Source organism: Sphaerisporangium rufum, assembly GCF_016863395.1.
Classification (GTDB): Bacteria; Actinomycetota; Actinomycetes; order Streptosporangiales; family Streptosporangiaceae; genus Sphaerisporangium; species Sphaerisporangium rufum.
In genome coordinates this window covers 1-18552 of sequence record NZ_BOOU01000115.1, presented here as the reverse complement: position 1 = coordinate 18552, position 18552 = coordinate 1, and the positions used below count along the sequence as shown (strand labels likewise).

Genomic DNA, 18552 nt, shown 5'->3' with positions numbered 1-18552 from the left:
AGATGGAGACAGCCGTGGACTTGGACCTAGCGCAGGTGCGCGCGTTCATACAGGCGGCAGAAGTGCTGCACTTCGGCCACGCCGCCGAGGAATTGTCGATCTCCCAGCAGGCCCTCTCGAAACGGATCGCCCGCCTGGAATCCACGCTCGGCAGACGCCTGCTCGACCGCGGCGGCGGGGGAGTGCGCCTCACCGAGGCCGGCCGGCGTTTCTTGGAACCCGCCCGGCAGGCATTGGCCGCCGCCGACCTGGCCGTGGCGGCCGCGCTGGAGGCGCACCGCCCGCTGCGGATCGACGTGTGGGGCCACCTGTACGCGCCCATGCGCACCCTGGCCCAGGTGGCGACCGGCGAGCCGCGGCTGGAGCTCGGGCACGGCCGCGACCTGCCCTCGGTGATCACCGCGCTCTCGCGCGGCGACATCGACGCCGCCTTCGGCCGCGTCCACGCGCCGCTGCCCGCCGGACTGACCCATCGCCTGGTACGCCTGGAACCCGTGGACGCCATCCTCCACGCCGGCCATCCGTTGGCGAACGCGACCGCGATCCGTCCGGCGCAGTTGCGCGACGGCGTACTGTGGACCCCCGGCGCGCTCCACCGGCTGGATTTCCTGCACCGCTTCGCCACGGCCTTCGGCATCCACGAGCACGCCGAAGGCACCAACCTCGGACTGGACCACTTCCTGGCGGACGTGGCAGTGGACCCGCGCCGCTTCAGCCTGCTGCCCGCAGATCTGCCCCTCCCGCCGCACCCGGCGATCCGCTCGGTTCCGCTGATCGACCCCACACCGCTGTACGCCTGGTCACTGCTCTGGCGCGACAACGGCGGCCACCCGCTACTGGGCACCTTGACGAACACGTTGGTGACAGAGGCCGAGCGCAACCGGTGGCTGGAACACGACTCCACCCGCGATTGGCTACCCGAGCGCCACAGCAGCGACGCCGGCACATCGGCGACATCATGCGGCCCCTGATCGGCCAACGGGCCGCGCGAGTGACGGCGAACCCGGCGGTAGCGGCGCCGTGGGTGTCGGTGTGCTCGCCTCGACCTCGGCGTTGATGCAGGGCCGCAGCGATGATTCGATCATCGCCGCGACGTCTGAGGAACACGAACTGAGCAGATGTCCAGGCGGCCCTTGTCGGCGTGCCGATAGATCATGACACGGTAAACGCCGTATCGGAGCGTGCCTGCCGGTGCCGCGGATCGTTCACGCGGCCCGGGTACCCGGGCCGCGGAGGAGGCGTCCGGATGCGGCCGGCAAGAGCCTGACTCGGCTGTTTTCTCTTCGTTAGGATCGGCCGTCGAAAGGAGCGAGCCATGGCCCGAGTGCTTGTCCTGACCGGTGACGCGGCGGAGGAACTCGACTCCATGTATCCGGTGTTCCGGCTACGGGAGGGTGGTCACGAAGTGATCGTCGCCGCGCTCAGCACGCGCGCGGTGAAGCTGGTCGTGCACGACTTCGAGGCCGGCTGGGACGCATATACCGAAAGGCCAGGTCATCAACTGCCGGTTGATCTCGCGTTCGCCGACGTGCGCCCCGAGGATTACCGGGCGCTGGTGATCCCGGGTGGCCGGGCGCCGGAGTACATCCGCACCGACCCCGACGTGGCCCGTATCGTGCGCCACTTCTTCGAGCACGATCTGCCGGTGGGCACGATCTGTCACGGACCGCAGGTGCCCGCCGCGCTGGGCCTGCTGCGCGGCCGCACCACGGCGGCGTTCCCGCCGTTGCGGGCGGACATGGAAATGGCCGGCGCGACCTTCGTGGACGCCCCGGACGTGGTGGATGGCGCGATGGTCTCCTGCCGCGGCTGGCCGGACCTGCCGGAGTGGTCGCGCGCGTTCATGCGCGTGCTGGACGGGACGCGCGTTCCGGTGTGAGGTGGGCCGGCCCTCACGTCAACGGCGGGCTCGTGCCCGCCGGGTTCGGCGTGCCGCCGCAGGTGTCCCCCGGGGGGCGGTGAAGGGGACCGTACCCGTTGTCCGCGCGCGCTCGGCGGCGCGGAACAATGGGGGCGGCCCGCCCGACGCCTCCGGCTCCGCACCTTGGGAGAAGACCGATGACCGACCACGTCCTCCTGCACCCCGTCGCCCGCGTCATCGGGGGACGGCCCGAGATGTACGAGGACGACTGGTACGACACCACGGCGGTCATCCGGCTGGACGAGCGGTTCGAGCCGGACGCGCTGCAGGGCCTCGCGGAGTTCTCCCACCTGGAGGTCGTCTTCTGGTTCGACCGGATCGACGAGGCGGACGTGCAGACCCGGCCGCGAGCGCCGCGCAAGAATCCCGACGGCCCGCTGGTGGGCGTCTTCGCGCACCGGGGGCCGTACCGGCCCAACCGGCTCGGCGTCTCGGTGTGCCGGCTGGTCGCCGTCGACGGCCGCGACCTGCGGGTGGCCGGCCTGGACGCGTTGGACGGCACCCCGGTGCTGGACATCAAGCCCTACCTGGTGGAATTCGCGCCCGCCGAGCCGGTCCGGCAGCCGGCCTGGGCGACCCGCCTCATGCGCGGGTACTACCGGGCCTGACCGGGGCCGGCGCCGTCCGGGCCGGCCATCGCGGGACCGCCGGGTGCGCGAGCCCGTCGCCGCGCGGGTAATCTCCTGGTCAAGGGCGAACCGAGGTCCCCGGCCTCGGCCGGGTCCGGGTCCGGTGGCCGTGCGCTGAACGTCAGGGAGGACTGCCGAGCCGTGCAAGTCGCCATCGTCTTGATGATCCTGGTCATCCTCGGCCTGCTGGGCGGTCTGCACTGGTATCTGTGGCGGAGGCTGGTCCGGGACACCACCGCTGCCGCATCCGGGTGGCGGCGGCTGGGCACGGTGGTGTTCGTGGCCGCGCCCCTGCTCACGGTGGCGGTGTTCCTCGGCTCGCGCGCGGGGGTGCCGTTCGGGCTGATCCAGGCTATCGCCTGGCCCGGCTACCTGTGGCTCGCCGTCATGCTGTACCTGGTGCTCGGCGTACTCGCCGGCGAGGCCGTCCGGCCCGCACTGGCCTGGTGGCTGCGGCGCCGCGCCGCGCGGGCACCGGCGGCCGCGCCCGTACCGGTCACCGCGGCGGTCACGGTGCCGGGGGCGACTACGGTCGCGCCCCTGGTCACGGCACCGGTCATGGTGCCCGACGGCGCGACCGATCCAAGGCCCGCCGCCCCGGCGGCGGCGGATGGCGGGGCGCCGGCCGATCGATCCCGGCGGGTGTTCGTGGCGCGGGTGGTCGGCGGGACGGCGGCGGCGATCGCGGTGGGCACCGCCGGCTACGGCACGTACGGGGTGCTGCGCGGGCCGCGGGTGAAGCGGGTGACGGTGCCGCTGGCCAGGCTGCCCCGGTCGGCGCACGGCTTCCGGATCGCGGTGGTCAGCGACGTGCATCTGGGCCCGATCCTGGGCCGCGGATTCGCCGAGCGGGTCGTGGCGACGGTGAACGCGACCCAGCCGGATCTGATCGCGGTGGTCGGAGACCTGGTGGACGGGTCGGTGGCGGACCTGCGGTCGGCGGTGGAGCCGATCGGCGGGCTGCGGGCCCGGCACGGGGCGTTCTTCGTGACCGGCAACCACGAGTATTTCTCCGGCGCGCAGGAGTGGACGCGGCACGTCCGGGAGCTGGGCCTGAAGCTGCTGGCCAACGAGCGGGTGGAGCTGCCAGGCTTCGATTTGGCCGGGGTGAACGACGTGGCGGGTGCCGGCTACGACGACGGCCCCGACCTCGCGGCCGCGCTGGCCGGCCGGGACCCGTCCCGGACGTCGGTGCTGCTGGCGCACCAGCCGGTGCTGGTGGACGAGGCGGTGCGGCACCGGGTGGACCTGCAGCTGTCGGGGCACACCCACGGCGGCCAGCTGTGGCCGGTGAACTTCGTGGCGGGGCTGGCGAACCCGACGGTGGCGGGGCTGGAGCGCTACGGGGACACCCAGCTGTACGTGACGCGCGGCGCGGGGGCCTGGGGCCCGCCGACCCGGGTCGGCGCGCCATCGGACGTGACGGTGGTGGAGCTGGCCTCGCCGCAGGCCTGAAACCGGCCCGGCCGGCGAGCATCACCGAGTCGCGCGGGCCCCTTTCGGCTTATGGTTCGCCGGGCGGTTCGGAGCCCGCGGAGCCTGGAGCCGTCCGTCCCACCGACTGGGCGCGAGAACTTCCGCGAACCGGCCGGACGGCCAGGTCGCGCTACCTCGGTATCCCGGGATCGGCGATGTCACGCCGGCGGCGCGAGTTTGGCGGCCACGGCGTCAAGGACCCACTCCAGGCCGGTGGTGAAGGTCGCCTCGGCGTCCACCTCCGTGCCTTCGTGCACCAACCTGGCCAGGGCCGGGTAGCGGCCAGTGGCCAGCATTCTCGTCAGGTGCGGGCCGGAGGCGCGCTGCCAGTCGCTCGTTGACAGCCCGGTGGCGCGCTCGGCCCGCAGGTTCGCGATCTCGCGTCTGATCGCGCCGGTGACATAGGCGCTCACCGTCTCCACGGCGCGCTGCACGGTGCCGATGTCGGCCAGGCCGTCGAAGGCGGCCAGCGTGGACTCGCCGACGGCGAGGGCGTTCGGGCCGAGGGCCGGCCGGCCGCCGAGCAGGTCGGCCAGCCATTCGTGCCGCAGGGTGGCCTGCCGGGTGCGGTGGGCGCGGCCGCGCAGCGCCTCCCGCCAGTCGCCGGGCGACCGCTCGGGGAGGATCTCGGCGTGGACCGCGTCCACCATTAGATCGAACAGTTCCTCCTTGGTGGCGATGTATCCGTACAAGCGCATCGGCCCAGCGTCCAGCCGGGCGGCCACCTTGCGCAGCGAAACCGCAGGCAGCCCGCCCTCGTCGGCCAGCTCGACGGCGGCGGCGACGATGCGCTCCCGGTCGAGCGGCGCGGGGCGGGCCGGCGGATCGGGCCGATCCCACACAGTCATGGCTACATTGTACGTTTGCGATACGGCGTCATCTGTCGATACAGTGTATCGACATGAGCCATCGTATCGCGGTGATCGGAGCCGGCCCGGCCGGCCTCACCTTCGCCCGCGTCATGCACCGCCACGGTCACCCGGTCACCGTGCTGGACCGCGATCCCGCTCCGGACGCCCGCCCGCCGGGCGGCACGCTGGACCTGCACGACAAGATGGGCCAGCTCGCGCTGCGGAAGGCGGGCCTGCTGGCGGAGTTCGAGGAGCTGTCCCGCCCGGAGGGGCAGGCCATGCGCATCCTCGCCCCGGACGGGACCGTCCTGCGTGATTGGCGGCCACGCCCGGACGAGCGCGCAAACCCCGAGATCGACCGCGGGCGGCTTCGCGACCTGCTACGCGGGCCGCTGGAGGTCCGGTGGGGAAGCAGCGTGACCGAGGTGGTGCCCGGCACCCCTGACGGCGCGCTGGTGCGGTTCGCCGGCGGGCGGCAGGAGGCCTTCGACCTGGTGATCGGCGCGGACGGCGCCTGGTCGCGGGTCCGCCCGGCGGTCTCCTCCGCCAGGCCCGAGTACACCGGCGTCACCACGGTCGAGACCTCGCTGGACGAGGTCGACACCCGCCATCCCGACCTCGCCCGGCTGATCGGCGACGGTTCGGTGGCCGTATACGGGGTGAACCGCGGCCTGGTCGCCCAGCGCAACAGCGGCGGCCACGTCAAGGTGTACGCGCACTTCCGCACACCGCCGGACCGGGGTTGGGGCCCGGACGCCGCCGAGGCGGTGCGGGCCGAGCTGCTGGCCCTGTTCGACGGCTGGGCCGCTCCCGTCCTCGACCTCCTCCGCCACGGCGCCGCGTTCGCCCGCCGCCCGCTGTACGTACTGCCCGTGTCCCACACCTGGGCGCACGTCCCCGGGGTGACGCTCCTGGGCGACGCGGCGCACCTGATGCCCCCGCTGGGGGTGGGCGCGAACCTGGCGATGCTGGAAGGCGCCGAACTCGCCGAGACCATCGTCCAGACCATCGCCGAGACCCTCGCCGATCCCGGCCCCGGCAAGCTGGACGAGGCCGTCCGCGCCTTCGAGGAACGGATGTGGGCGCGGGCGGCCCGGTGGGCGACGTTCGCGACGGCCGGGCTCGAGCGGCTGGTGAGCGCGGATCCGGCCGATGCCATCGCGCTGTTCGACGAGGTCCACGCGTCCTGAGGGCGTCATCGCCGGCGGTCGTACGATCACGCTGCGGACCGTTCCTGGACATGCTAGGCTTTTACCTAGGAAGTCTAGGAAAGGACGTGCATGACGCCACGGGCAGGGCTGACGGCGGACCGGGTGACCCGGGCGGCCGCCGACCTGGCGGACCGGATCGGGTTCGCCGCTCTCACGGTGTCCGGGCTGGCCCGCGAGCTCGGCGTGCGGGACGCGAGCCTGTACTCGCACATCCGTAACCTGGCCGACCTGCGGGCGCGGGTCGCGGTGCTCGCCACCGCCGAGATGGCCGACCAGATCGGCGCCGCCGTCGCCGGCCGGGCCGGCAAGGAGGCGCTCGCCGCGTTCGCCCACGCCTACCGGCGGTTCGCGGTGCGCCATCCCGGCCGCTACGCGGCGACCCAGATCGCGCTGGATCCCGAGGTCGTCGCCGCCTCGCCCGGCCACCGGCGCACCCTGGAACTCACCGGCGGGATGATCCGCGCCTACCGCCTGGCCGAGCGCGACCAGGTCGACGCGGTGCGCCTGCTGCGCAGCACGTTCCACGGCTTCAGCCATTTCGAGGCCACCGGCGGCTTCCTGCACGGCCGGGACGTCGACGCCTCCTTCGCGCGCGCCATCGACGCCCTGCACGTCGCGCTGGAGAACTGGCCGTCGCACGACAAGGAGGGAACCCCATGAGAACCGGCATGCTGCGCGTCCCCGGCGCGCACATCTACCACGAGGTGCGCGGCAGCGGACCGGTGCTGCTCCTGCTGCCCGGCGGCGGCGGGGACGCGGCGGTCTTCGACCCGATGGCGGAGATCCTCGCCGAGCACTTCACCGTGGTGGCCGTCGACCCGCGCGGGTACTCGCGCAGCACGCTGGACACCGGCCCGGTGGACCAGCGGGTCGAGGTGCAGAGCGACGACGCCCACCGGCTGCTGTCCCATCTCACCCCGGCGGGGGAGCAGGCCTTCGTCTTCGGCGGCAGCTCCGGCGCCATCGTGGCACTGGACCTGCTGGCCCGGCATCCCGACCGGCTGCGCCGCGTCGTCGCGCACGAACCGCCGTGCTTCCTGACGCTCCCGGACGCCGCCGAGCACCGCGCGCTCGTCGAGGAGGTGTACGCGACGCTGCGCACCGAGGGGTGGCGCGCGGCGGGCGCGCGTTTCCTGGCGGGCGTCGGCGGCACCGTGCGGCCGCTGCCGGACGGCGCGGGCCTGCCGCCGCGCACCGCCGGGATGCTGGAGCGGCTGCAGGCCAACGCCCCGCTGATGATGGAGTACGAGCTGCGCTCGTTCACCTCCTACCTCCCGGACGAGCAGGCGCTGGCCCGGGCGGGCGGCCGGCTGGTGCTCGCCGCCGGCCGGGAGAGCCGCGGACACCTGCCGTACCGGCCCGCCGCGCTGCTGGCCGAGCGGCTCGGCCTGCCGCTGGTGGAGTTCCCCGGCGGGCACAGCTTCACCGACCGTCCGCAGGAGTTCGCCCGGCAGCTGGCCGAGGTGCTGGTCCGTGAGCCCGCGGCGAGGTAGACCGGCGACGGGCCGGCGTTCCCGGCGTCAGGCGCGGGCGGGTTCGATGACGCCGAACCACCGCCGCACGGCCACCCGGAGTTCGTCGACCTCGGTGGGGCCGGGCCGGGCCGACGACGACGCCCAGGCCACGTAGCCGTCCGGCCGGAGGAGCAGTGCGGTGGGCGAGTCGCCGGCGGAACGCGCCTTGATGATGTCGACCTCGTCGTGCCGCACGGCGAGCGTCTCCGCCGGCGATGCGTCCTCGGTCAGGTCGAGCAGCAGCGGGCGTGCGTTCCTGGCCAGGTCGGCCAGCCGGACGGGGCCGGCCGGGGTGTGCAGGTCCAGGTCCGGGGCGAACCGGCCGGTGAGCGGATGCGCCTCGGGTGCCCCCATGTCGTAGCGGACGTCGGCGCCGGCCAGGAGGCCGGCGAGGCGCTGTACGGTGCTCCGGTCGCCCAGCAGTTCGCCGAACACCTCGCGCAGTCCGGTGACGTCATCGCCGGGGGCGATCAGGGCCGACTGCGCCCGCGCGTTCAGCACCATGCGCTCGGCGGCCGCCCGCCGCTCAGTCTCGTAGCTGTCCAGCAGCCCGGGCGGGGCGCTTCCCCGGATCGCGGCGGCGAGCTTCCAGCCGAGGTTGACCGCGTCCTGCAGGCCGAGGTTGAGCCCTGGACCGCCTCCGGTGGCGGCGTACACGTGCGCGGCGTCACCGATCAGGAACACCCGGCCGTCGGTGAACCGGTCGGCGATCCGGGTGTTGCCGCCGGTCAGCCGGCGCAGCACGTGCGGCCCCGCGCCGCCGGGCGGGCCGAGCGGCACGTCGGCGCCGAGCACGCGGCGGATGCTGGCCCGCAGTTCCTCCATGCTCATCGGAGCGTCGGTCGCGGGCCGGTCCCACTCGGTGGTGCTGATCAGCGGCGGGTGGCCGGGCATCGGCGCGTAGGAGAACCCGCCGTTCTCGGTGCGATGGGGCAGGAACGGAAGAACGGCACCGTGGCCGGGCACGTTCAGGGCACCGGTCGCGGGATCGACCCAGCCCGCCGGGACCGTCACGTGCGCCGAGAGGACGGTCATCCGGTCGTAGGTGACGCCGGGGAAGGTGATGCCGGACAGCTTGCGCGTGGCGCTGTGCGCACCGTCCGCGCCGACGAGGTACCGGGCCCGCAGCCGGTAGGTCTCGTCCGGGCCGGCGACGTCGACGGTCACCGCGTCGCCGTCCTGTGACAGGCCGACGACCTCGTGTCCCCGGCGGATCTCCACGCCCAGCTCGATGGCACGCTCCTGCAGGACCTGCACGATGCGCCGCTGCGGTACCGGCAGGGCGAAGACAGGGCTGTCCTCCAGCAGGCTCAGGTCTAGGGCCATCGCGCCGAACATGAAGTACGTGGAGTTCGGCCGCGGCGGTCCCGCGCTCCCGGCGAGACGTTCGTACAGCCCTCGGTGGTCGAGCACCTTCACGACCTGGCCGAGCAGCCCGTTCGCCTTCGGTTCTTCGCTGGGCTCCATCAGCCGCTCCAGCACGACCGGCCGGGCCCCGGCCAGGCTCAGTTCGCAGGCCAGCATCAGCCCGTTCGGGCCGCCGCCGGCGATGACCACCTCTGTGATCACGTTTTCTTCCCGGTGGGTACCGGTGTTCTCGGCCCTCATCGTTCGGGCTCCTTCCTGACGGGATACGGGTGCCAGGCTAGGGAGAAAACTGCGTGCGCGCAAATTTGCGTGCACGCATTTGAGCTATGCTGGGACCGTGACGGCGAGACGGACGGGACTGCGCGAGCAGAAGAAGCAGGCCACCCGAGAGGCACTGCGCGCGGCGGCCCTGCGGCTGGCGCTGGAGCGCGGGCCGGACAACGTGCGCGTCGACGACATCGCCGAGGCCGCCGGCGTCTCGCCGCGGACGTACAACAACTACTTCTCCAGCCGCGAGCAGGCGATCGTCGCCGCCGTCACCAGCGAGCGAGAGGCACGGGTCGCGGCGGCGGTGGCCGGCCGGTCCGACGGCGCCGGCCTCGCCGACGCCGTCATCGAGGCCATCGTTGATCAGTACACCGCCGCGGCCGCACCGGGCCCGGACGCGCTGCTGCTGATCACCACCCGTCCCGCGCTGCGCGACGCGTTCGTCGACACCACCGCGGCGATCGAGCATCCCCTCACCGAAGCCATCGCCGAGCGTCTCGGCGACGGCGACCCGCACACCGCACGGGTGCTCGCGGCGAGCGTGACCGCCGCGGTCCGCATCGCGCTCGAGCGGTGGCTGCACGCGACCGTCTCGACCGTCACGGCCGGCGGGCTCGTCGTGCCGTCCGGCTCACTGGCGGACCTGCTGCGGGCCGTGCTCGCGCCGCTGCGGCCCGCCCTCGACGCCGCGGAACACCGAGCACGCCGTCACCGGGAACGGTGACCTCCCCTGGAGAAACGGCGCCCCGCCTCGGCCGTCACGCGCCTGGGCGAGGACACCGGGCCCGGTGCCGATCAGGGGCGGCGGCTAGTCGGACGGCATCTCGCCGGGAGCCTGCAGGACGACGCGCCCGTCCGGCTCGATGCGCCAGCCGGGGTTGTGGCAGATCTCCCAGATCACCCCGTTGGGGTCGGCGACGTGACCGTGGTAGCCGCCGAAGGCGGCCCGCGCCGGGGACTTCACCAGGGTGCCGCCCGCCTCGACCGCGCGCCGCACCGCCGCGTCGACCTCGGCCGGGGACGGCACGTTGTGCGACAGGGTGAGCCCGCCGGTCCGGCCACCGGTGGCCGGACCGCCGAGGTCGGCGTCGAACTTCGCCGCCTCGAACAGCCCGAGGACGAAGCCGGGGGCGATCTGGAAGAAGATGATCTCGTCGGGCACGTCGAGCAGCGGCGTCCAGCCGAGCCCGTCGCGGTAGAACCGGCGCGCGGCGTCCAGGTCAGGGGTGGAAAGGGTCAGGAAGTGGGCTTGCTGTTCCATCGACCCAGGCTGCCAGAGCGGACCGTCAAAGCCGCCACTCGCCGGCGGGGTCGTCCAGGATGGCGAGCAGGGTCTTCAGGTGGGCGGCCAGGTCGGCAGCCGAGAAGCGGGCCAGGCGGCCGGTAAGGGCCAGCTCGTACTCGGCGCCGCGCGGGGTGGCGGTGAGGCCGAGGTCGAAGCTCGGGTCGTCCACCTCGTGTTCCCAGAGGCGGGCGTGCAGGCCCGCCCAGTCCGGCGGCGGCGCCGGGTCGTCGCGGTGCACGAAGGCGGCCTGGAAGGCGGGGTACACGCCGGGCAGCCGGTGCCCGCCGATCCCGGAGACCAGCGCGTCGAACGGGATCTCGTTGGCCAGCGCGCCCGCGACCGTCTCGCGCACCCGGGCGGCCAGGACAGGGAAATCCCCGGGCAGGTGCACGCGCAGCGGCACCAGGTTGATGAAGCATCCGACGACCGGCTCCAGCTCGCGGCGGGCGCGCCCGCTGGTCACCGTGCCCACCACCAGGTCGCGCCGGCCGCTCAGCCGGTGCAGCAGCATCAGGTAGCCGGCCAGCAGCACGGCGAACGGCGTGAGCGGCCCGCCCGCGCGCAGCCGGTCGACCGTGTCACGGCCGGTCCGCGCGGCCACGCTCGCGCTGCCGCGTCCGGCCCCGGCCGGCGAGTAGGGGACACGCGGGAACACCGGCTCGATTCCGGCCAGCCGCTCCCGCCAGTACGGGAGCCGTTCGGGTACCCGCCGGCGGGCGCGCTCCAGCGACCAGGCGGCATAGTCGGCGTACTGGTGGGACGGCGGCGCCACCGGGGCGGCACCGGAGTAGCCGGCGGCCAGCTCGGCCGCCACCAGGGCGATCGACCCGCCGTCGCCGGCGATGTGGTGGCAGACCAGGAACAGCCGGTGCTCCACCGGCCCCAGCCGGTACACCGTCAGCCGCAGCAGCGGGCCGCGCGCCAGGTCGAACCGCTCGCCGGCGGCGGCCAGGGCCAGGTCCAGCGCCTCGGCCTCCCGGTCCTCCTCAGGCAGGCAGGTCAGGTCCACCAGTTCCAGCGGCACCGGCTGTGCCGGGCGGACGTCCTGGTACGGCAGGCCCTCGACCTGGACGTACCGGGTGCGCAGCGCCTCGTGCCCGGCCACCAGCGCGGCCAGCGCCGCCGACAGCCGGGTGAGGTCCAGCTCGCCGGTGAGGGCCACCCCGAGCGTGACGTTCGCCGGGGCGGCCTCCGGCAGCGCCTGCCCGGCCAGCCAGATCCGCCGCTGCTCGTGGGAGCAGTCCAGCGGGGCGCCGGTGCGGGGCAGTACCGGGATGCCGGCCGCCGCCGCCTTCTTGGCCAGCAGCCGGGCCATCAGCTCGCGCCGCCGGTCCGGGGACAGCGCGGCCGCCCGCTCGGTGGTCATCGAGGGCCCCCGGCGAGGTCGGCGGGGGACTCCAGCGCGGTGCGCACCGCGTCCAGGAACAGCACCGCGTCCCGGCCGTTGACGTAACGGTGGTCGAAGGCCAGGCCGAGGGTCACCATGTGCCGCACCTCGAAGCCGTCCTCGAACGGGACCACCTCACGCTGCGGGGCGGCCAGCGACAGCGCGCAGACCTGGCCGGGGAAGATGATCGGGATCGCCAGGGTGACCATGCCCTCGGTGTGCAGGGTGACCACGATGTTGGCGCCCGCCAGGTCCTCCTCGCGCAGGCCGCCGCGTACCGCGGCCAGCCGGTGCGCCATCATCGCGCGGGAGACGTCGGCCAGGGAGCGGCCGGTGGCGTCCCGCACCACCGGGACGAACAGCCCGTTACCGACGTCCATGGTGACCCCGACGTTCGCGGTGGCGGCGCGGCGCAGCCGGCCGGCGTCCAGCGGAGTGGCGAAGAAGGTCGCGAACCGTTCGGCCAGCCCGGCGACCGCCTTGACCAGAAGTTCCGGCAGGCCGACCAGGGTGCGCAGCCGGGGGGTCAGTTCGCGGGCCAGCCGCAGCGCCTCCTCCACGTCGATCGTGACCGCGGTGTAGGCGGCGGGGACCTCCCGGTGCGTGCGGCCGACCACCTCGCCGATCCGGCGCTGGGTGCGGGACAGCACGATGTCGTCCGCCGCCGGTGCCGTGACCGGGCCCGGTGTGGCCGGGGCCACCGCGCTCGGGTCCGGCGCGGGGGCGGCGGGCGCGGGCGACGCCAGTGCGGCGACGTCCTCCCGGCGGACCAGGGGACGGCCGAGGGCGCGCACCCGCTCCTCGCCGATGCCGAGCTCCTCCATCAGCCGGCGGGCCGGCGCGGTGATCACCATGCCGGGCTCCGCCGGCGCCCGATCCGCCCCGGCGGAGCCCACCGGGACGTCCGGGACGTCCGGCGCCGGAACGGCATTGCCCGGAGCAGTGCTCGCGGGGTCACCGGATGCCGGGGCGTCACCGAGCCGGCCGATGGTCTGGCCAGGCTCGCATTCGGCGCCCGCGGCGAGCAGGTGGCACAGCACGCCGGCGGCCGGCGCCTCCAGCTCCTCCACGGTCTTGGACGTCTCCACCAGCGCCACCGGCTCGCCCGCCCGCACCGGCGCGCCGTCCGCGGCGACCCACTCCAGCAGCAGGTATCGGGCGTCGTTGTTGTTCAGCTTGGGGACGACGACGCCGGTCATGCCGCCGCTCCCAGCACGGCCCGGACGATGGCGGGGGCGTCCACGAGAACCTCACGCTCCAGGTGGGGGGCGGCGGGGATGATGCTGTCGGCGGCGCTGACCAGCGTGATCGGCCGGGTCAGCCGGCCCCACAGCCCGGGGTACAGCCGCGCGGCGACCTCGGCGCCCCAGGTGCCGCCGGCGGTGCCGTCCTCGGCGACGCAGACGTGCCGGCCGCGCGGCGGCAGACCGTCCAGGTCGAAGGGGTAGAGCCGGGCCGGCACCAGCAGCTCGCACAGCACCTCGTGCTCCATCAGCAGCGTGCGCATGGCCTCGACGGCCCGGTGCGCCAGGCCGCCGGGCGCGATGATGGTGCAGTCGTACTCCTCGACCCCGTCCAGGTGCACCCGGGCGACCCCGGCCGGGCCGGCGGGCGGTTCGAAGCGGAACAGCTCGTCCACCACCCCGTGGTGGAACATGCGGCGGGTGTAGAGCACCTTGTCCTCGAACAGCACGCTGGGCCGCCGGGTGGCCAGCGCGTGGTCCAGCAGCGCGCGGGCGTCGTGGAAGGGGGAGAGCTCCAGCACGGCCAGGCCCGGAACGCCGATGAAGTGCTTCTGCGGGCTCTGGCTGTGCGTGGGCCCGTAGCCGCGGTGCCCGCCGGACGGGCAGCGCACCACCAGCGGCACCGGCACCGGCCGCCCGTACATGCTGACCGACTTGGCGGCGAAGTTCAGCAGCTGGTCGAAGGCCAGCGCCGCGAAGTCGGCGAACATGATCTCCACGATCGCCTGGCCGCCGGCCAGGGCCAGCCCGGCACCGGCGCCGACGATGGCCGACTCGCTCAGCGGGGTGGACCGGACGCGGTCCCCGAACCGGGATGACAGGCCTTTTGTGATCTTGAAGGCGCCGCCGTACGGGTCGGTGATGTCCTCGCCGAGCAGGTGCAGGTCGGGGTGGGCGTCCATCAGATCGTGCAGGGCGCGGTTGAGGTGCTCGGCCACCCGCTCGGCCGGGGTCGCCGGGGTCGCCGGGGTCGCCGGGGTCGCCGGGGTCGCCGGGGTCACGGTCACGAGGCCTCCCACCGGGCGAGGGGCCGGGCGGACACCTCGGCCACCAGGTCGGCCACCCGCCGGCGCCAGAGCGCGTCGGCCGCCGCGAACCGCTCAGGGATGGCCTCGGCGTACCGGCCGTACCAGTCATGGGCCCGCGCCGCGGCGAGCTCCTCGGGGCCGCGGGTGTCGTCGCCCTTGCTGTGCGGTCCCAGCCGGTGGGTGATGAACTCCACGATCAGCGGGAACGGCGTCTCGCGCACCGCGGCGACCGGCGCGGCCAGCGCGGCGCGGATCTCGGCCGGGTCGGTGGACTCCACCCGCCGGTAGGGGACGCCGAACGCGGCGGCCCGTCCGGCGACGGTGCCGGCCAGCTGGCGCGCGGTCGGCGTGGACTGGGCGATCCCGTTGTTCTCCACCACCACCAGCAGTGGCAGGTCCCACAGCGCGGCCATGTTGAGCGCCTCGTACACCGACCCCTCGCCGAGGGTGCCGTCACCGATGTAGACGCACACCAGCCGGCCGTCGCCGGCCGCCCGCAGCCGCAGCGCGATGCCGGCCGCCACCGGCAGGCTCTCGCCCTGCACCCCGGTGGACAGGAAGGTGCGGTGGTAGACGTGCTGGCTGCCGCCGACCCCGTGGCACAGCGCGCCCTCCCGGCCCATGATCTCGGCGAGCAGGCCGCCGGCCTCGCCGGGGTGCCGGGCCAGGAAGTGGCCGTGCCCGCGGTGGTTGCTCAGCGTGTGGTCGTCCGGGCGCAGCAGCGGTTCCAGCGCGACCGGCACGTACTCCTGCCCCAGGCAGGTATGGGTCGTGCCGCTGATCAGCCCTTCGCCGAACAGCCGGAGCAGCGCGCTCTCGAAGTGCCGGATCAGCAGCAGGCGGTCGAGGTCGTCGTCGGCGGGCGGGGCGACGCGCGGCACCGCCTCGGCGGCGACCATGGCGTTCACGGGCGGGTTCCTTTCGTGCCGAGCCGGGTGGCGGCCAGCCTGGCCAGGGCCGCGCGGCGGGCGGGGGAGAGGGCGGGCGGCGGCGCGGCCGGAGTCAGCCCGGTCAGGTACTTCTCCAGGGCGTCTTTCGCCAGCCCGCCGGTGAACCGGCGGGCGGCCAGCCGCGACCGCTCGGCGAGGTCGTCGTGGTGGGCGGGGTCGGCCAGCAGCCGGCGCAGCGCCGCGAGCCAGGGTTCGATGTCCTGCTCGGGGAGCACTGGTACCGGGCGGGCGTGCCCGGCGGTCCGGTACTCCCGCACCGGCCGGACCGGCAGCAGGTAGGGAACGCCGAGCTTGGCCTCGGCCAGCCCGCCCACGTCCGAGGCGAGCACCGGCACGCCGCGCAGCATCGCCTCCACGCAGGCGTATCCGAAGGTCTCGTCCCACAAGGAGGGCATGAGCAGGACCCGGGTGCGGGCGAAGATCTCTTCGATGTCGTCGGCCGGCGGCACCACCTCGATGTTCGGGCGGCGGGCCAGTTCGGCTCGCTCGGCGTCGGTGGTCCCCCAGGTGGGAACGGCCAGGAATCGGACGTCCGGGCACGCGTCGGCCAGGCCCAGGAAGATCGGCAGGCCCTTGTAGCCGCAAGGGTTGATCATGGTGACCCGGCCGGTGTCCGGCCGGGGACACGGCAGCGGCCCGGCCGGAGTTTCGTCGTATATATGCGGATAAATCAGGGTGGATGGCAGCGAGCCGTGCTGCCGGCAGTAGTCCTGCGCCGCCCGGCTGACCGCGACCGTGCCCGCCGCGCGGCGGACCATCCGCACCCCGGCCGCGCTGGGGTAGAACGCCCCCGGCCCGAAGGGCAGCTGCTGCAGCGTGTGCACCAGGTAGACCACCCGATCGGGGGTGGCGCGCAGCGCCGCGCCCAGCACGACCAGACCCGGGTCGTCGGAGGGCACCAGCGTCCAGTCGGGCTCCAGCTCACCGGCCACCTCGGCGATCCGCCTGCCCAGGCCGGCGGGCTCGGTCACCGCGTGCACGGTGACGCCGCCCCGGGTGTAGGTCACCTCGCCCGGCCGAGAGTCACCGGCCGGCACCGCACCGCGCCGCACCAGGTCGGCGACCCGCACCTCCTGCGGCCCGGTCCGCATCGCGCCGGACAGCGGTGCCACCACGTGCACCAGGTGCCCGGCGGCGGCCAGCTGCTCCATCAGGATGCGATTGGACTTGTTGGCCCCGCCGTGCGACGGCAGGTGGAGCATGTTCTGGGCGAGCAGGATCCTCACGGCGCTCCCCGCTCGGCGAGCCGCTCGCGCAGCCGGGCGGCGAGCGCGCGCCGGCGGGCCCCGTGCAGCGCGGCCAGCCGGGCCGACGGCGGGCCCGCGACCCGCTCGGGCGTGCGGCCGATCAGCGCGGAAAGGTGCCCGGCCGCGGCGGCCAGGCCGTCGGCCGCCTCCGCCGACCCGGTCAGCGCCGGCCGGCGGCCGTCCTCCAGCGCCGCGCGCAGCGCGCCGGCCACCTCGGCCGGCCCCCACCGGAAGTCCGGCAGCCAGCGGGACAGCCCCTCGCCGGCCAGCCGGGCCGCGTTGTCCGGGCGGTCGGCACCGTGCGCCAGGATGACCTGCGGGGTGCCGGCGGCCAGCGCACGGGTCAGCGTGCCGATCCCGCCGTGATGCAGCACCGCGGCGACCTTCGGCATGGCCGCGCGGAACGGCAGCCGGGGGAACCAGGCGACCTCCGGCGGCAGCGGCCGGGGGATGAGTTCCTCGTGCGGGACGACCAGCAGCACCGGCCGGCCGGCAAGCCGGCAGCCCGCCAGGGCCGCCCGGTAGAAGTCGGGGTGCACCATCCGGCCGGTGCCACCGGTGACCAGCACCGGGCGCAGCGGCCCGTCCAGCAGCGCGGCGGCGGCGGGCGGCAGCGGTTCGTCCCGGTCGTCGGGCAGCGGGAATCCGGCCAGCAGCGACCCGTCCCCGGTGGCCGGGCCGGCGCGGTCGAACCACTCCGGCCACAGTCCGATGCGCAGGTCGGCCGAGGAGAACCACGCCGGCCAGTCGGTGACCGGGGGCAGCCCGAAGCGGCCGCGGACCTCGTCGATCCCGCCCGCCAGGGTGTGCTGGTACAGGTGGCGGGCCACGCCGGCGGCCAGCGGCTGGATCGGCGCCACCGCGACCCAGGCCGCCGGGACGCCGAGCGACTCGCGCGCGAGCAGCACCGACAGCGCGGAGGTGTGCCGGCCGACCAGGACGGTACGCCCGGGCCGCACCCGCTCGGCCAGGGCCCGGTACTCCAGCGCGAGCTGGCCGAACAGGTCGTTGCGCCGGTAGAACTCCTGCCAGTCCAGGGTGCCGAGCCCGCCGGGCAGCAGCGCGGTGTCGGCGGAGTAGCGCTCGTAGCCGTCCGGGGTGTCGATGGGCACGAACTCCAGGCCCGCCGCGGCGGCCCGCTCCCGGAAGGGGGAGTGGGTCAGCAGCGTCACCTCGTGCCCGAGCTCGCGCAGCGCGCCGCCCAGCCGGATGAACGGCAGCACGTCACCATCGGTGCCGTGCGTCACCAGCAGCATGCGCGCCGCCGGGACGCTCACGTGGGACTCTCGCCGAGCGCGGACGGCTCGTCCAGCAGCGCCCGGACCTCCTCCTCCGACATGCCTTCCAGCTCGTCGAGCAGTTCCGACAGCTGGTCGTCGGCGAGGTCTCCGAGCAGTGCCTCGTCGATGAGCCGGGCCGCCGCGGTGACGGTGAACTCGCTGGTGAACAGCTCGTCCACCGGCAGTTCGACGCCGTACCGCTCCTGCACGCGCGCTAAGAACCGCACCACGGTGAGCGACTGCGCACCGAGAGCGAAGAAGTCGTCGGTAAGGGTGCGCGGCGGCGCGCCCAGCAGGTCCGTCCACATCGCCAGGACGGCCTCTTCGGTGGGTGTCATCTTTGGTTCCCGCTAGCTCGGAAAGCGGACAGTAGTGTTGGGAGCGCTCCCACAGAATCGGGAGAATCGCTCAGCACAAGAGACTCTGATCACAACGGGACCGCTGTCAAGGGAACAGCAGAAGTAATCTTTGGGAAACCGCGTTGTAAAGAAGTGCAGGTAGGCAGGGTGTTTCTCGGATCGCGTGTCAAAGACGGCCTCGATCTTGACCGCGACGTCGCCGCCTCCCTACCCTGACGTCCCGTGGGAGCGTTCCCACCAAGTTGTCCCCTCTCGCCGCCGTGCGGAGGCTCCGCGGGTGCTCGTTTCCGCGTGCGGAGCCGTTGGATGCCCCGATACGTCCGGCCACCGGCGCGCGGGCGGGTGATCCGACCTTCGAGCTGCGAGGATCACACCTGTCCGACGGAGGATGCGCGCGATGCGTGAGACGCCGCGGTGGGAGCCCCTGACCGGCTCCCACCGCCCGACGACCGACGATCTCAACGACACGGCGCTGGAGTTGCCGGCGGTGCCGAGCACGGTGGCGTTGTTCGCGGAGCGGGTGGCCGCGGACGCC

At 74.2% G+C, this 18552-nt stretch carries 18 protein-coding genes; 8 read left to right on the top strand and 10 right to left on the bottom strand.

The genetic code is table 11. The features are described 5' to 3' along the window. From Sru01_RS34330 to Sru01_RS34315, 4 genes are all read left to right on the top strand, one after another. The coding region (locus Sru01_RS34330) for a LysR family transcriptional regulator (protein WP_239138055.1) at nucleotides 1-971 on the top strand (971 nt) is incomplete at its 5' end. 344 nt (nucleotides 972-1315) lie between these two features. Continuing rightward, nucleotides 1316-1879, top strand: a complete 564-nt coding sequence (locus Sru01_RS34325) for a DJ-1/PfpI family protein (protein WP_203994852.1) — start codon at nucleotides 1316-1318, stop codon at nucleotides 1877-1879. A 179-nt stretch (nucleotides 1880-2058) separates the two neighbouring features. Continuing rightward, on the top strand, nucleotides 2059-2529 hold the full coding sequence (gene tsaA, locus Sru01_RS34320; RefSeq protein ID WP_203994850.1) for a tRNA (N6-threonylcarbamoyladenosine(37)-N6)-methyltransferase TrmO: 471 nt from the start codon (nucleotides 2059-2061) through the stop codon (nucleotides 2527-2529). Nucleotides 2530-2691: 162 nt separating this feature from the next. Beyond that, nucleotides 2692-4005, top strand: a complete 1314-nt coding sequence (locus Sru01_RS34315; protein WP_239138054.1) for a metallophosphoesterase — start codon at nucleotides 2692-2694, stop codon at nucleotides 4003-4005. 179 nt (nucleotides 4006-4184) lie between these two features. Here Sru01_RS34315 and Sru01_RS34310 read toward each other — a convergent pair whose 3' ends face one another. Continuing rightward, the gene (locus tag Sru01_RS34310; RefSeq protein WP_203994841.1) at nucleotides 4185-4874 is read right to left on the bottom strand and encodes a TetR/AcrR family transcriptional regulator; all 690 of its coding nucleotides are present in this window, start codon (nucleotides 4872-4874) and stop codon (nucleotides 4185-4187) included. Nucleotides 4875-4927: 53 nt separating this feature from the next. Here Sru01_RS34310 and Sru01_RS34305 point away from each other — a divergent pair, with 53 nt between their 5' ends. From Sru01_RS34305 to Sru01_RS34295, 3 genes are all read left to right on the top strand, one after another. Continuing rightward, complete coding sequence (locus Sru01_RS34305; protein ID WP_203994839.1) at nucleotides 4928-6067, top strand: FAD-dependent oxidoreductase; 1140 nt, start codon at nucleotides 4928-4930, stop codon at nucleotides 6065-6067. 90 nt (nucleotides 6068-6157) lie between these two features. After that, complete coding sequence (locus tag Sru01_RS34300; RefSeq protein ID WP_203994837.1) at nucleotides 6158-6748, top strand: TetR/AcrR family transcriptional regulator; 591 nt, start codon at nucleotides 6158-6160, stop codon at nucleotides 6746-6748. After that, nucleotides 6745-7581 (top strand): alpha/beta fold hydrolase, encoded by an 837-nt coding sequence (locus Sru01_RS34295; RefSeq protein ID WP_203994833.1) that lies wholly within the window; start codon nucleotides 6745-6747, stop codon nucleotides 7579-7581. The genes Sru01_RS34300 and Sru01_RS34295 overlap by 4 nt, the downstream gene beginning before the upstream one ends. 27 nt (nucleotides 7582-7608) lie before the next feature. Here the strand turns inward: Sru01_RS34295 and Sru01_RS34290 are convergent, their stop codons facing one another. Beyond that, a complete protein-coding gene (locus Sru01_RS34290) occupies nucleotides 7609-9210 on the bottom strand; it encodes an FAD-dependent oxidoreductase (RefSeq protein WP_239138053.1) in 1602 nt (533 codons plus the stop codon). A 97-nt stretch (nucleotides 9211-9307) separates the two neighbouring features. On the opposite strand from Sru01_RS34290, the gene Sru01_RS34285 reads away from it, so the two are divergent. After that, nucleotides 9308-9961, top strand: coding sequence for a TetR/AcrR family transcriptional regulator (locus Sru01_RS34285; protein WP_239138052.1), 654 nt, complete (start codon nucleotides 9308-9310; stop codon nucleotides 9959-9961). An 84-nt stretch (nucleotides 9962-10045) separates the two neighbouring features. Here Sru01_RS34285 and Sru01_RS34280 read toward each other — a convergent pair whose 3' ends face one another. From Sru01_RS34280 to Sru01_RS34245, 8 genes are read right to left on the bottom strand one after another with little or no spacing between them, the layout of a single operon-like run. Then, nucleotides 10046-10498 carry a VOC family protein gene (locus Sru01_RS34280; RefSeq protein ID WP_203994832.1) on the bottom strand — a complete coding sequence of 151 codons (453 nt, stop codon included), beginning with the start codon at nucleotides 10496-10498 and terminating at the stop codon, nucleotides 10046-10048. A 25-nt stretch (nucleotides 10499-10523) separates the two neighbouring features. Continuing rightward, nucleotides 10524-11888, bottom strand: coding sequence for a condensation domain-containing protein (locus Sru01_RS34275; protein ID WP_203994823.1), 1365 nt, complete (start codon nucleotides 11886-11888; stop codon nucleotides 10524-10526). After that, nucleotides 11885-13108 (bottom strand): 2-oxo acid dehydrogenase subunit E2, encoded by a 1224-nt coding sequence (locus Sru01_RS34270; protein ID WP_203994820.1) that lies wholly within the window; start codon nucleotides 13106-13108, stop codon nucleotides 11885-11887. The genes Sru01_RS34275 and Sru01_RS34270 overlap by 4 nt, the downstream gene beginning before the upstream one ends. Beyond that, on the bottom strand, nucleotides 13105-14160 hold the full coding sequence (locus tag Sru01_RS34265; RefSeq protein WP_239138051.1) for an alpha-ketoacid dehydrogenase subunit beta: 1056 nt from the start codon (nucleotides 14158-14160) through the stop codon (nucleotides 13105-13107). The genes Sru01_RS34270 and Sru01_RS34265 overlap by 4 nt, the downstream gene beginning before the upstream one ends. Next, nucleotides 14157-15080, bottom strand: a complete 924-nt coding sequence (locus Sru01_RS34260) for a thiamine pyrophosphate-dependent dehydrogenase E1 component subunit alpha (RefSeq protein WP_203994856.1) — start codon at nucleotides 15078-15080, stop codon at nucleotides 14157-14159. The genes Sru01_RS34265 and Sru01_RS34260 overlap by 4 nt, the downstream gene beginning before the upstream one ends. A 5-nt stretch (nucleotides 15081-15085) precedes the next feature. Beyond that, on the bottom strand, nucleotides 15086-16357 hold the full coding sequence (locus tag Sru01_RS34255) for a glycosyltransferase (protein WP_203994803.1): 1272 nt from the start codon (nucleotides 16355-16357) through the stop codon (nucleotides 15086-15088). Continuing rightward, nucleotides 16354-17655 (bottom strand): glycosyltransferase, encoded by a 1302-nt coding sequence (locus Sru01_RS34250; RefSeq protein ID WP_203994802.1) that lies wholly within the window; start codon nucleotides 17653-17655, stop codon nucleotides 16354-16356. The genes Sru01_RS34255 and Sru01_RS34250 overlap by 4 nt, the downstream gene beginning before the upstream one ends. Beyond that, on the bottom strand, nucleotides 17652-17996 hold the full coding sequence (locus tag Sru01_RS34245; RefSeq protein WP_203994785.1) for a phosphopantetheine-binding protein: 345 nt from the start codon (nucleotides 17994-17996) through the stop codon (nucleotides 17652-17654). Before Sru01_RS34245 ends, Sru01_RS34250 begins: the two co-directional genes overlap by 4 nt. Nucleotides 17997-18552: the final 556 nt, after the last annotated feature.